General features: G+C 41.4%; 9 protein-coding genes and 3 pseudogenes. 3 read left to right on the top strand and 9 right to left on the bottom strand.

Going from position 1 to position 13,680, the window contains the following annotated elements; all coding sequences use genetic code 11:
• Window positions 1-12 precede the first annotated feature (12 nt).
• From V7K84_RS22295 to V7K84_RS22260, 8 genes and pseudogenes are all read right to left on the bottom strand, one after another.
• Window positions 13-1,413 (bottom strand): cytochrome P450, encoded by a 1,401-nt coding sequence (locus V7K84_RS22295; RefSeq protein ID WP_334841245.1) that lies wholly within the window; start codon window positions 1,411-1,413, stop codon window positions 13-15.
• Between the two features lie 32 nt (window positions 1,414-1,445).
• Window positions 1,446-2,180: pseudogene (locus tag V7K84_RS22290) on the bottom strand (cytochrome P450); the annotation flags it as partial.
• On the bottom strand, window positions 2,093-3,094 hold the full coding sequence (locus V7K84_RS22285; RefSeq protein ID WP_334841243.1) for a condensation domain-containing protein: 1,002 nt from the start codon (window positions 3,092-3,094) through the stop codon (window positions 2,093-2,095). The pseudogene V7K84_RS22290 and the gene V7K84_RS22285, both read right to left, overlap by 88 nt.
• A gap of 120 nt (window positions 3,095-3,214) precedes the next feature.
• A complete protein-coding gene (locus V7K84_RS22280; protein WP_334841241.1) occupies window positions 3,215-3,736 on the bottom strand; it encodes a phosphopantetheine-binding protein in 522 nt (173 codons plus the stop codon).
• On the bottom strand, window positions 3,655-4,713 hold the full coding sequence (locus V7K84_RS22275; protein WP_334841240.1) for a KR domain-containing protein: 1,059 nt from the start codon (window positions 4,711-4,713) through the stop codon (window positions 3,655-3,657). The genes V7K84_RS22280 and V7K84_RS22275 overlap by 82 nt, the downstream gene beginning before the upstream one ends.
• 92 nt (window positions 4,714-4,805) lie before the next feature.
• On the bottom strand, window positions 4,806-5,033 hold the full coding sequence (locus V7K84_RS22270) for a KR prefix domain-containing protein (RefSeq protein ID WP_334841238.1): 228 nt from the start codon (window positions 5,031-5,033) through the stop codon (window positions 4,806-4,808).
• Between the two features lie 160 nt (window positions 5,034-5,193).
• On the bottom strand, window positions 5,194-5,595 hold the full coding sequence (locus V7K84_RS22265) for an acyltransferase domain-containing protein (RefSeq protein WP_334841236.1): 402 nt from the start codon (window positions 5,593-5,595) through the stop codon (window positions 5,194-5,196).
• The gene (locus V7K84_RS22260; protein WP_334841234.1) at window positions 5,595-6,197 is read right to left on the bottom strand and encodes an acyltransferase domain-containing protein; all 603 of its coding nucleotides are present in this window, start codon (window positions 6,195-6,197) and stop codon (window positions 5,595-5,597) included. Before V7K84_RS22260 ends, V7K84_RS22265 begins: the two co-directional genes overlap by 1 nt.
• Window positions 6,198-6,321: 124 nt before the next feature.
• Here V7K84_RS22260 and V7K84_RS22255 point away from each other — a divergent pair.
• From V7K84_RS22255 to V7K84_RS22245, 3 genes and pseudogenes are all read left to right on the top strand, one after another.
• Window positions 6,322-7,122 (top strand): annotated as a pseudogene (locus V7K84_RS22255) (IS5 family transposase).
• Window positions 7,121-7,789 (top strand): annotated as a pseudogene (locus tag V7K84_RS22250) (penicillin acylase family protein); the annotation flags it as partial. The pseudogenes V7K84_RS22255 and V7K84_RS22250, both read left to right, overlap by 2 nt.
• A gap of 222 nt (window positions 7,790-8,011) precedes the next feature.
• The gene (locus V7K84_RS22245; protein ID WP_334841233.1) at window positions 8,012-8,347 is read left to right on the top strand and encodes a hypothetical protein; all 336 of its coding nucleotides are present in this window, start codon (window positions 8,012-8,014) and stop codon (window positions 8,345-8,347) included.
• Here the strand turns inward: V7K84_RS22245 and V7K84_RS22240 are convergent.
• A complete protein-coding gene (locus tag V7K84_RS22240; RefSeq protein WP_334841231.1) occupies window positions 8,307-13,568 on the bottom strand; it encodes an nSTAND1 domain-containing NTPase in 5,262 nt (1,753 codons plus the stop codon). The genes V7K84_RS22245 and V7K84_RS22240 overlap by 41 nt on opposite strands.
• Window positions 13,569-13,680: the final 112 nt, after the last annotated feature.

The raw sequence follows: 13,680 nt of genomic DNA, 5'->3' as shown, positions 1-13,680 counted from the left end.
TACATATTTAATTTAAGTAGAGCTAGTAACAAGCTGTGGTGATTCCCCTTGAGATAAACGCCGACAGAGCATCAACATTTTCAAGCCACTAGCAGGGGGATAGTTAATACCTATAGCCTTGGGTTTTTCTATTTTTTCTTGATGCGCTAGGGCTAGTTGGTAGCGTGAAAGAATTGTTGCTAAAACTAGCTTCATTTCAAAAAGCGCTAATACTTCGCCCGGACATCGACGAGCGCCGCCGCCAAATGGGAGAAATTCATAAGGAGAGTATTGTCGCTCTAGAAAGCGCTCTGGCTGGAATTGCTTTGGCTGTGGATATAAGTCCTCACGCTGATGTGTTAGATAAATACACCCTATGACTACTGTCCCTGGACTCAATTCGTAGCCCATTACCTGAATTGGTGATTCTACTAGGCGGGGAAATGTGACCACCTGAGTCGGATAAATTCGTAGTGCTTCATTACAGACAGCACTGAGGTAAGGTAGTGCAACAATCTTCATTGGATCTGGAGATTCACCAAGGGTATCAAGTTCTGCTAACAATCGTTCGCGAACATCTGTTAAACGGTGAATCCAGTACAATGACCAAGTTATAGCGGTGGCTGAGGCATCCTGACCACCGAATAACAATGATGGGAACATATCTCGTATGTCCTCATCAGTGATGGCTTGACCGGTTTCATCACGAGCAAATATTAATTCAGAGAGGACATCGGTGCGGGAGGGGTCTGCTTGCGATCGCCGTTCTGCAATTTCAGTGTAGAGGAGCTTGTCAAATTGTCGTTGCAGGTCAAGCCAATGTCCCCACGGACTCCACCGACCTAAATCCTGTCTTAGGAAGGGATAGGATAGGGAGAATTTCAGCCAACGAGAACGGGCAAAAGTTAAGAAATTAGAAAGGAGTTGCCTAAACTGTTCGTAACGCTCTCCTGAGTCCAAACCAAATAAAGCTTGCAATATTACCTCAAGGGTAATTTTTTGCATGGTCGGGTAGGCATAAAAAGATTTGCCGGCGTAGCCTGCCGCAGGCATCGCTAGATTGTTCATGACTTTATCTGTAACTTGACAGATCCGCTGACCATATTCTTGTACCCTAGTTCCGTGCAGGGGAGGCATCAACAACTGACGCCGATGTTTGTGGCGCAAGCCATCAAGCATGAGTAATCCGTTGTTTCCCACAAGTAGAGCGCTATGTTCGTTCAGTTTACCAGAAGCTGTAATCTCTTTGGCACTGGTAAAAATCTGCTTTATCCCCTGTGGTTTGCTGACATATACTGTTGGTGTAGAACCGGCCATGATGGTGAAAATATCACCATAGCGATCGCTCATAGCATCCATTAAAGCAAGAGGATCGGTCTTAAATTGATGACTTAGCCACTGGGGGGAAGCTTTTGGCCCTTCAGGTAATTTCATAAGGATTTTTATTGTTAAATTATCGATAGCTATTAAATCGAACCTACAAACAATAGCTGTGACTGTCCTTGATGCTGACGACGACCATGCATGAACATTTTCACGCCACTGGCTGGGTAACAAATTAGGCCTCCAAATTGTGGTTTTTCTGGCCGCTTGTCAACTAGCGCTAATTGATAACGTGAAAAGATTGTCGCCAATACAAGCTTTATTTCAAACAAAGTAAAAGCCCCACCAATACAATTACGAGCACCGCCGCCAAACGGCAGAAATTCATAGGGAGAAAATTGTTTTTTGAGAAAGCGCTCTGGCTGAAATTGCTTTGGTTGTGGATATAAATCTTCACGCTGATGCGTCAAATAAATATTACCAATGAGTACTGTACCTGGACTCAACTCGTAGCCCATCACCTCAATTGATGACTCTACCAACCGGGGAAATGTAAATAACTGTGTTGGATAAATTCGTAAAGCCTCGTTGCAAACAGCACTCAGGTAGGGCAATGCCACAATACTTATCGAGTCTGGATCTCCACCAAGGCTATCGAGTTCCTCAAGCAGGCGATCGCAAACTCCTCTGAAACGGTGAATCCAGTATAGTGCCCAAGCGATCGCAGTTGCTGAAGCATCCTGAGCTGCAAATATGGGCGATAGCAGCAAATCGCGCACCTCTTCATCGCTTAATAGTTCACCTGTTTCATCGTGAGCAAAGATGAGATCCGAGAGGATATCGTTGCCTGAAGGATCTGCTTGTTGGCGACGTTCTTGATATCTTCTTGGTTTGTGTAGCGGTATAATAGTATATTAAATGCTGCCAGCAAACTCATAAATAAAGTGGCATCTTCTCGCTGGCTTAATTGTCTGAGTGTATCAGTCAGGGGTGCTGAGAATGTAAAGTATTGCTTGGCACCAGCAAAAGTTGTGACACTAGGTCGAGGAGGGTCTGTGGGTAATTCTAATACAGTCAGATCGCCGCTTAGTTGTTGCTTCCAATAATTTAATTTGGTTGCGAGGAATTCACCTTGGGTGCGATCGCGTTGCCAAATGGTAAAATCTGCATACTGAATGGGGAGTTCGGGTAAAGGAGAAGGCTGATTTGTAGAAAAAGCCGCATACAACGTTGACAACTCCCGCAAGAATACACCACAAGACCATCCATCCGTGATAATGTGGTGCATGGTCAAAAGCAAAACGTATTCTTCTTCACTCAAACGTAGTAAAGTTGCTCTGACTAAAAGTTCTTTAGCTAAATTAAACGGTTTTCTTGCTTCTTTGGCTACAAGTTGTTTAACTTCTTCTTCCCAATCTTTCCCAGAAAAATGCTCAATATTAATGATAGGTAAATTCCAAGTTAAGTTTGGTGCAACTTTCTGTACTGGCTCTCCATTTACAAGTGTAAAATTTGTGCGCCAAATTTCGTGACGCTTGAGAATTTCATTCAGACTTTGCTGAAGCGCTGTAATCTTCAGTTGTCCTTCTATATGAAAAGCAATGGGAATATTATAGAAGGAACTCCCGTGGTAAAGTTGGTCAATAAACCATAGCCTTTTTTGGGAGAAAGATAAGGGAATGTTATTAAATGTTTGCCGCTTGGGAATAGTATTAGCTTGAAACTTTCCTCTCTTCCATTTTTCTAAAATGGCTTTTTTGGTGGATGATAAATTAGAATTTTGTTTATTCATTGCTAATAATTAATTATGAATTATATAGAAGGTGTTCGCCGTAATATGTTGTGCTAGCTAGCAGTTTATCGTAGCTTATTATGAATTATTTAAGATAATCGCTACTTCTTCCTCAGATAATTATTCAATTTTTTCCAATAGAAGTTGCTCAATTATTTCTGCTTGTTTAGCTGGGATCATTGTTTGCAATAAAAGGTTACGCAGTGGGAAGTCCACAGGAAATTTTTCTCGCAATCGAGAAACTAATTGAGTTGCAATTAAGGAGTCTCCTCCTAATTCATAGAAATTATCGTAGATACCAACATCTGCAATTCCAAGTACCTCTTGCCATATTTCGGTAATTTGCTTTTCCAACTCATTTGTCGGTGCAATATAGGAATTAATAAGATTGGGTCTAGAGTATTGTGAAGGTAAATCTAATTGATTGGGAGATTTTAAGTTTACCAGAGAGTCAAGGTCAAATGTATGATTGTTTCTAGTGTTTATATCTCTTGTAGAAACAATTATTTGACTTCCTTTTCCTAAAGATAAAATTCGTTTAAATACTTCAACAATTTCTGTTAAATTAATAGCTGTTTTAGTTCCGTATGCATATTCAACTGTTTTTTTTCTTGGATTAAATTCAGCTGCAATTTCTCCCAATTCACAGTATACCACGGCAGAGAACTATTTTGGTTGCGTTTTGTAATAAAGCTATCAATGATTTGATTACTTGCTGAATATAAACATAATCCAAATCCTCCTAAAATAGAAGACAAAGATGAAGAAATGATCCAAAAATCTAATTTTATATTTTCTAAGACTTTTTCTAAAATATTAATTGTACAAAGTTGTGAGTCCAATATCTTTTTTAATTCTATTTGACAAATTTCTGGGATTGATGAAAATATATTTTCGTGTTTTATTCTATTTGAATAAATAACTCCGTTAATATTACCAATATTCTCAGAATACAAGCTTTGATATATTTGTTCATAATTAGTTGTATCAGCACGAATTACCAAAATTTTTGCACATAATTTTTCTAATTCTAGTAATTTTTGAAGTTTGCAACTCACGTTATCTTCTTGAACATGAGTATCAAGCCATTGCAAGTATTCATGTTTTTCTGGAAAAGTCAAATTCTCAATAAATATGAGTTTGGCTTGGAAAGTTTTTGCTAAATATTCTGCCAGCACAACTTCAATACTTTCTAAACCACCAGTAAACAGGTAAACATCCTGTTTTTTCAACGGTATTTTTTCTTCCAATACCGATTCTAAAAGAAGTGGCTCAAATGTTTGTACCCAACGATAGGAACCGCGATAAGCAACAACTAACGTTGAGGATACAGCCATTAACTCATTTAAAAGTTGGTCAATAATACCGTAAGTATCTCCTTCACCTGCCTCACTATGCAGAGTATTTTGACAATTTTTTAAAGTAATATCAATACAGCGGCAGGTAATACTAGGGTACTCTTGAGGAATTACCTTACATAAACTTAATATTGATGCTTTCTCTGGGTCTATTTTTTCATTACCATCGACCTCTAGAATATTGTTGGATATAACCCAAAGTTGTAAGCGATGCCTTTCGCTAATTTTGAGTTTAGTAAGGCTATGCGTTAAAAATAGCAAGCTGTTGATTTCTAAATAATTCTCTGATTGACAATTTTCAAAATTACTTAAACTCCATAAGAAAGAAATATTTTGGAAAGTTTTACCTAATGCTACAAGTTTTGTAACAAGCCATCATAGTCTTCGCGCCTGCATGGATTAATTGTATAGATACCCTCACTTTGTTTACTAAATTGCTCTCCCTGCTGAACTGTAATGACATTCTTTTCTTGATTTTTTAATGCATTAATTAATTTTTCTCCTATTCCCAATTTATCTACAAAAAACAGCCATTGTTCTTTAGTGGATTCTATTTGATCGGAAGATAAATGAGTGAGCAAGGAGCGTTTCCATGAGGGGATATAGAACCAGTTGCTAATATCTTGTTTATTATCTAATTTTGCTGGCTTATTCTTTAAAGAAGTTAATGGGGATTTCGCATCAATCCAATACTTTTGTCGTTCAAAGGGATAGGTAGGTAAAGGTAAACGATGACGCTGCTCATGGATATAAAATTCTGGCCAATCTATAATCTACACCAAAAAGCCACAACCGACCTAATGTCTGCAACAAAAAATTCACATCAGATTGTTGGTCTTTAACATGGGGTAAGGAAGTCAGCACCTGTTGTTTAGCATTGACATCTAAATGCTGTGTTGTAAATGTGCTTAAAGTTCGTCCTGGCCCCACCTCCAGAAACACACCTGTAAACTGCTCTAAAAGTTGAGATATGCCATCAGAAAATCTCACAGTTTGCCGTAAATGTTGGCTCCAATAATTAGGATTTGTGGCTTGTTCATCTGTAATCCAATTACCAGTCACATTGGAAATAAAGCCTATACGTGGTGGATTGAGTTGAACTTTTTTCAGCAACTGCACAAACTCTTTTAATATTGGTGACATTATTTGAGAATGAAACGCATGAGATGTAGCAACAGCCGACATTCAACACCTTCAGAGGATAATTTGTTTTGTAGAGTGGCGATCGCTTCCTTTGTCCCAGAAACTACGCATGAAGTTTGGGTGTTAATCGCTGCTATATCTACAGAATTTTGAGTTTCTCGATCCAACAGCGATCGCACATCTTTTTCTGGAAGTGGGATTGCCAGAATACTCCCTGTGGGTAATTGTTGCATTAACTCTCCCCTTTTTGCCACAATGAATAGGGCATCTTCGAGCGAAAATACACCTGCGATCGCTGCTGCAACATATTCCCCGATACTATGACCGATCATCGCTTCTGGTAGCACACCCCAAGACATCCACAACTGAGCCAGGGCATACTCAATCACGAATAACGCTGCTTGCGTGAAGGCTGTTTGTTGTAATTTTTGGTTAGCCGCTTCAATCTCTTCTGACTTTGCAAAGAGTAGATGACGGATATCAAGACCGAGGTGGGGTTGCAAAATTTCGGCGCAAGTATCTATATGTCTGCGATATGTCGGTTCGACTTCGTATAGTTCTCTACCCATGTTTGCATATTGCGATCCTTGTCCTGAAAACATGAAGATGACTGGACAGTAGACCTCTTGCAAAAGTCCCAAATACGTGGGACAAGTAGGTTAGAGTTGGGTAGCATTGATGACATACGAACAAGTAAAAATCTGAAAGCCAGAAGACTTTAAACGCTTGTGTGGTGTACGGCCGGAGACTTTTAACCAGATGCTAGAGGTAGTGCGATCGCCAAGCCTTGCAAAACAGAAAACAGGACGGGCCTTGTAAACTCACGTTGGAAGACCAATTGTTGATGACATTGGAGTACTGGAGAGAGTACCGTACCTACTTCCATATAGGTCAATCTTGGGGAGTCAACGAGTCTACAGCTTACCGAATTATCCGAAAAATAGAAGATACACTGACTAAATCTAGGGCGTTCACACTTCCAGGGAAGAAAAAATTGGCTAGTTCTAATTCTAATTATCAGTTAGAAGTAGTAGTGGTTGATGTTACAGAAAGTCCCATTGAACGTCCTAAAAAAAAACAAAAAAAGTTTTACAGTGGAAAAAAGAAACAGCATACACTTAAGTCACAAGTAGTGGTAGATAAGCAAATGGTAAAATCATCTGCACCTCTCATGGTAAGGGTAGAGAGCATGATTTTCGGATATTTAAAAATAGTCAAGTTAGGCTGAGAGAAGATATAGAGTGTTTGGGTGATAAAGGTTATCAAGGTATTCAAAAACTGCATAACAATAGTCGAATTCCCAAGAAAAAACCTAGAGGAGGTAAATTAAGTTATGAGGATAAAAAGAGCAATCAAGAATTAGCCAGAATTAGAGTTTTAGGTGAGCATGTGAATCGGAAGTTAAAGGTGTTTAAAATTTTGTCCCTTACTTATAGAAATCGCCGAAAAAGATTTAGTTTAAGGTTTAATCTGATTGCTGCTCTCTACAATTATGAGCTTTGTCTCCCCAAAATCAAATCTTCCTGAGCGACTTTTGCAAGAGGTCTACTCAACCCGTATGGAACTAGCAGACCGCATTTTGGATGATTTAATCCCCGCAGCCCGAAAAAATAGAAGTGAATTAGCAAAAGATGCAGCTAATGTGTTAACAACTTGGGACAAAAAAGCAAATGCTAATAGCAAGGGTGCGGTACTATTTGCAACTTGGGTACAACAAATAGATTTACACAAAGTATTTAGTATACCTTGGAGTGAAAACAAACCGCGCACTACACCTGACGGTTTAGCTAATCCTCAAGAAGCAGTGGCTAAACTACAAGCAGCAGCCGCTCAAGTACAAAAGACCTATGGAAAGCTAGATGTCTCATGGGGAGAGGTTTTTAAGCTAGATTATGGTGGTATAAATTTACCTGCCAATGGTGGCCCAGATCCTCTCGGTATCTTCCGCAGCCTCTGGTTTTCACCACAGTCAAATGGAAGTTTTAAGTCTGTCGGTGGAGATTCTTTTGTGGCGGCGGTGGAATTTTCTCAGCCAGTACGGGCAATGGTACTTAACAGTTATGGCAATGCTACTCAACCCGGTTCGCCCCATATTGGCGATCAGTTACAGATGTTCGCTAATCAAAAGTTGCGTCCAGCTTGGCATAAGCGCTCTGATATTTTAGCCCATTTAGAAGAACGTCAGGCTTTTTGAAATCACGTCAACGCCGATTAGGAGGACTGACGTAATTCGTGAGGGAGTTACCGAACCCAGAGTCTGCATAAAAACACTCAACTGGATCTATTAAGTCACTGAAGGGTTTTAAACCCAAAATCTGGAATACTGTTGCTTGCCTTTGTAGCTAAGTATCTACAGAGGTACAGGCTCCCTAGTAGTTCAGCTGAAAGTATATATTAAACAGGAAAAAGGCTTGATATGCAAAAGCAAATTTTGGGTTTAGCGATCGCATTACCAACGATATTATTCACTGCATTACCTACTTTGGCAAATCCTGTACAAATTATTACACCCAAAGTTGGTAATTTACAACCAGTTCTGGTACAAGGGGGGTTTCAAACTCCTGTAATTGAGAATCAACTCAGGAACCCAGACGATGGTCAATCACCGGGGCCAGAAGGTGGTAGCAAACCGGTAAAAGGACCAGGACCCAGACCTCCTCGCAGAGATACATTGTTGCAAAACCTGGGTACAGGTTTACAACAAGATAGGATCAATAATTTGAACATAGCGAACCCCGTTCTTGGTCGCTAATATTCGGGTTAGTTTTGAGATAATCCTTTAGCAAATGACAACTGCGAATCAGTAGATTGTCTAAATCTTGGGTTTGCAGTTCTGTGCTAAGAAGACGCCAAAGTTTAGCTGTACCATCAAAACTGGCAGAAGCCAAAAATTTCCCATCGGGGCTAAAACTGACGCTCAATACTGCATCAGTATGACCTGGGAGAGTTTTGAGTTCTCTGCCATCACGGTTCCAAAGTTTGATGCTTCCATCACCGCTAGCTGAGGCTATCATCTTGCCATCAGGGCTAAAGCTGACGCTGTAGACGCCATCAGTATGTCCCGTAAGAGTTTGTAGTAAAGTTCCATTGCTGACTTGCCAGAGTTTGATAGTTTTATCAGCACTAGCCGAGGCGACTACTTGACCATCACGACTAAAACTGATGGCGTTGACAGTATTAGTATGTCCTGGCAGATTATACAGTAACTTGCCATCCTTAACTCTCCAAAGCAGAACTTTGTTATCCCTACCAGCTGAGGCCAGTACTTGACCATCAGGGCTGAAACGAACGCTCAAAACTTCAGCCGTGTGTCCTTGGAGAGTTTTAATTAAAGCTTTTCTTTGAATATTCCAAAGTTTAATGGTCATATCAGCACTGGCGCTTGCCAGAATTTGACTATTAGGGCTAAAGCTGAGACTATTGACATTGCTGCGATGACCTTGGAGGGTTTTAATCATATAGCCGTCACGAGTCCGCCAAAGTTTAATGTAATGGTCAAGACTCGCTGAGGCTAATGTCTCGCCATCAGGGCTGAAGGCTAAACCGTAGACTTCATCGCTGTGTCCATAAACTGAAGTACTATGACCTTCTAGGGTTTGGCGCAAAGTTCCGTCACGAGTCCGCCAAAATTTGATAGTAGTATCTTGACCGGCGGTGGCTAGAGTTTGCCCATCGGGGCTAAAACTCACACTATAGAGTTGACCTTGATATCCTGTCAGAGTTTTGAATAGAGGATTATCTCGCTGCCAAAGTCTAACAGTTTTATCAGCGCCAGCCGAAACTAAGGTCTGGTCATCTGGGCTAAAACTGGCGCTGTAGACTGCAATACTATGTCCTAATAAAGTTTGGCGTAAAGAGCCGTCCTGAAAACTCCAAAGTTTGATTGTGCTATCAGCACTGGTGGAAGCTAGGGTTTGACCATCATGGCTGAAGTTGACGCTAAGAACTCCTGCATTGTGTGCTGCAATACTTCTTAGCAGTGTGCCATCTCTGCGCCAGAGTCTCACGGTTTTATCTTCACTGGCTGAAGCTATTTGACCATCGGGGCTAAAAGCGACACTGGAAACTGCGGCGCTATGCCCAAGTAGGGTTTTTTGCAACAATCCATCGCTAACCCTCCAAAGTTTAACAGTCTTATCTGCACTAGCGAGCGCCAAAATTTCACCATCAGGGCTAAAACTGACACTATTAACAAAATCCTTATATCCGCTAAAAGTTCTCAGCAAATGACCATCGCTAACTTGCCAAATTTTAGCAGTGCGATCGGCGCTACCAGTTGCGATCGTCTTACCGTTGCCAGACCAAGATAAGCTCAGAACTTCCGCAGTATGACCTTTTAGTGTTCTAATCAAAGTACCGTCGCTAGTTCTCCACAGCTTCACGGTACGATCGAAACTAGCAGTTGCGATCGTTTGACCATCTGGGCTGAAACTGACACTCCGTACTATATCAGTATGCCCTGCTAATGTTCGTAGCTTTGTGCCATCCCGTCCCCAAATTATGGCTGTTTTGTCGTTGCTAGCCGATACAATTGTTTTGCCGTCAGGACTGAAACTCACGCTTGATACTTCAGCGCTATGCCCTTCCAAACGGTTGCGCTCTTGGGTTCCAGAAATTACTTGTTGTAAAACATTGAGAGTCTGAGTTTGCACCTCGGCTGGTGCGCCAAAAGTGTTTTTTAGCTGTTTACCTGCTTTGACGCTGGCAATCAATGCTTCTAGCTGCTGATGTGATAAAAGATTAGCTTGAGATGAGGCATTTAAGGCTTCAATTTCTCGCAATTGAGCTGCTTGGGATTTCCAATAGGCTAAAGAGCCGAAACAGACAGCCGCTAATCCCAAAACACTGAGTGCAACTACAGCTCTTTGGGCTTGCTTGAGTCTGGTTTTCTCTTGTAGTTGCTGTTGTTTTCTTTGTACTAAACAAGCTTCAATAAACCGTTGTACATCAGCAGAAAGTTCGTCAGTATATTTAATATAGATATCTTCTGCCTCTGCTAGTCGCACTCCTTGCAACAAAAAATCAGCTTGCTGACTACGTTGCAGCCATAATTGGGAAGCCTGTTCAATTTGCCTTTGTTTTCGCAAGCGATCGCGATTTTCTTCTAACCACCAGCGTAAAGTTGACCAATGACGGATGAGGATTTCATGGGCAACTTCTACTGTTATGGGGGAAGGGAACAAGGGAGACAGAGGGGTACTTATTTTGTTGTCTCCTTTACTACCCTCGACAATATTTGTATCTTCTTCTAAATTCATCACCACTAACTTGGCAGAGGTTAAAGCGTTGAGGGTTTTTTCTACCAATGCGGCTGGATATTTTTTGACTATTAACTCTGATTTATGTACCCGTCTGCGAGTATCTTCTGTACCTTCACCTAGTTGCGTCAAGGATAAAAAAATCCATTTAGCACACTCTCGCATTTGGGGATCTAAACTTTCGTAAACAGCTTGAGACGATCGCTCTAATGCTCCTTGAATTCCGCCTAGTTGCTCTTGATAGGTTTGTAAAGTCAACTCACCAGCAACTCGATGTTGCCATAATTGCTCTAAAACAAATTCTAGTAACGGTAAATCTCCTGGTGAGTGATTTAGCTCCCGCAACAATACTTCCACCAGTTCTGGTTCTACTTTTAACCCGACTTGTTGAGCCGGGTTGAGAATCACCCGTCGATAATCATCCAAACTTAGCTTCGGTGGAACTAACACGCTAAAATCCTGTAAAGCTTTAGCCAGTGCTGGTACTTCTAAACAGGAGGCAATAAAGTCTGCCCGTAAAGTAATAATTAATTTGAAGCGATCGCCAGCATATTGCACCGCTCCCAGCAATAATTCTAAAAATAGCTCTCTGTCTGCGGTTGAAGCTAAGGTAAAGAGTTCCTCAAACTGATCTACCACTAGCACCACAACTCGATGCGGTTGGTTGCGTATCCAGTAAACAAATCCCTCTACCCCTTGGTGAAATATTCCCTCTAACAAGAGATGGGGGAATTGGGGACTGGGGACTGGGGAAGGTGGGGCCCCCTCTGGGGATAAGGGGTAATGGGGACTGGGGATTGGGTAAGAATAATTCTTTTGCTCTTTTACTCCCCCTGCCTCTCCTGCCTCCCCTGCCCCTCTGCTCCCCTGCCCCTCTGCTCCCCCAAGCCGCCGCGCTAAAGCCTCAAGCGGATTTCCCCCTGGACGAATGCTTTTAATCCACCATTGTTCGCTACTGGGTATTTGTTTACCCAATCGCAGTTGGGGAATTACACCAGCTTGCACAATTGAAGATTTGCCGCTTCCAGAAGCACCGATAACGGCTAGAAAAGAGCGATCGCGTAGTTGGTGAATTAACTGCTGAGTTAAAGCTTCTCTGCCGTAAAAATACTGGCTATCTTCTTCCAAAAAAGCACTTAACCCCATGTAAGGGCATACTCCCAAATCCAATCCTGTGGTTATTTCTGATGTGTTCGTGTAAGTTTTTGCTTGGAGAATTTCTATAATGCCTTGTGTGCCTGATAGCCAGATGGAAAGAGGAACACCGCTACCTGCCAAAGATAATTGTAATTGAGCGATCGCTCCGGCGGCTGAGAGTCCATCTGTATGAGTTGCCGCCATCAAAGTATCGAGAAATTTTTGGGCAAAGCGTTCTGGTTCCTTAGCAGGAGAGGCGTAGGCGATTAAACATTGCCCTTGGTGAGAGTCAATTTGCAAATCTTCTACCCAATCTTGCAAGGATGTATCAGCTACAGGACAATCGAGGATAATAATTTGTTGAGCGGTACAGAGGCGTAGCTGTTGTTTCAACCAAGAACGCTTGATGCGGATATTTTCTGCCAGCAATAACCATTCGCCTGCATCGGTTTCTTCAATTCGTCCCCGCAGATAAAGCAGAATAACTTCTGATGCTGGTTGTTGTAAATGACGAGCGATCGCTTCTTTGATTTGATCGGCAGATACTTTTGTTGCTGGCAAATACTCTAGTGCAAAATCTCCAGCACTTCCGAGAAATTTGCCAATATCTAGTGTTGTTTTGCTGACTGATAATCCCTCTACTACTATTCCTATCCGGCGATGCACTCCAAGAGTTGCCTGGGTTAATCTTTTCCCTACAATTAGTTCCCCAACTCCCTCAACAATTCGTTTAGGAGTTTGCAACGGATATTCTCGAAAAAGTTTAGTTTCTCCTTTAGCTTTTTTCTGCTGATTAATCAGCCGCAATTGTTGATTACTTTTATCTATATATTGGAGAGTTTGATGATACACGTATCGATACAAATTATCCACAGAAATTAAGCCTTGGCTATCTGCTGCCTCACCTTGTAACCCTTTCATTAAATAATAAGTGAACACCCCATGTCCCAATTCGGGAAACTCCCAGGATTGCTGGTTAGTATCACAGGAAAGCAAAGCATAAAAACCTTTACTTTTAGCGGCGCACAGTTGTAATACTTCAACCAGTTTTGGTGTAGCATTCAGCAATGGTTCTATTGTTGTACCTCTGAGTGTCATCCCGCCACTATGACAAGCATCTAGCCAAACAAGCTGATTTTGCGCTCCACTATTACCCAACAATAGCAAAAGTTCTTGTAAAGCTAAGGCTGTGTTTTGGAGATGAAATTTTTCAGTATCTGCCAAACACAAAAATGCTTGCTGCGTGTTTGCTTCTAAAATTCCATGTCCAGAAAAATAAAATAAAATAGTATCAATAGGTTGAGCCGCAGTAGTAATTTGTCGGAGACTGGCACGGATGTTTTCTAAAGATGGTGGTTGCGGTGCAAAATCATGGTGTATTGTTACCTCTGTTTGGGTAAATTGTGCAGATGCATCTACCAATGCTTCTGCTAAACCCTGACAATCTACTGTTGAATAACTAAGGCTGGGTAGTCCGTCATCTTGATATTGATTGACTCCCACTAACATTAGCCACAGCTTAGGAGTTGCAGTTTGTTTGACTGAAGTTGAGCGACTAGCGATCCCAATTGGTGGCATTACAGTAGTCCTAAATGCGTTGTAAACAAGGCTGACTTTTCACATTATGTGGAAAAGCCAACGATTAACCTAACCCCCTAACCCCCAACTCGTCGCGGGAAGGGGGAAAATT

Origin of the sequence: Nostoc sp. (assembly GCF_036917315.1) — a bacterium.
Lineage (GTDB): Bacteria > Cyanobacteriota > Cyanobacteriia > Cyanobacteriales > Nostocaceae > Nostoc.
The sequence above is the reverse complement of the archived record's forward strand: the minus strand, read 5'-3'. Positions and strand labels throughout refer to the sequence as shown.

Excerpts from the sequence above, each read along its gene's own strand:
- V7K84_RS22260 (WP_334841234.1), bottom strand. The coding sequence starts at position 6,197 with ATGTTTTCAGGACAAGGATCGCAATATGCAAACATGGGTAGAGAACTA.
- V7K84_RS22245 (WP_334841233.1), top strand. The coding sequence starts at position 8,012 with ATGCAAAAGCAAATTTTGGGTTTAGCGATCGCATTACCAACGATATTA.
- V7K84_RS22240 (WP_334841231.1), bottom strand. The coding sequence starts at position 13,568 with ATGCCACCAATTGGGATCGCTAGTCGCTCAACTTCAGTCAAACAAACT.
- V7K84_RS22265 (WP_334841236.1), bottom strand. The coding sequence starts at position 5,595 with ATGTCACCAATATTAAAAGAGTTTGTGCAGTTGCTGAAAAAAGTTCAA.
- V7K84_RS22285 (WP_334841243.1), bottom strand. The coding sequence starts at position 3,094 with ATGAATAAACAAAATTCTAATTTATCATCCACCAAAAAAGCCATTTTA.
- V7K84_RS22295 (WP_334841245.1), bottom strand. The coding sequence starts at position 1,413 with ATGAAATTACCTGAAGGGCCAAAAGCTTCCCCCCAGTGGCTAAGTCAT.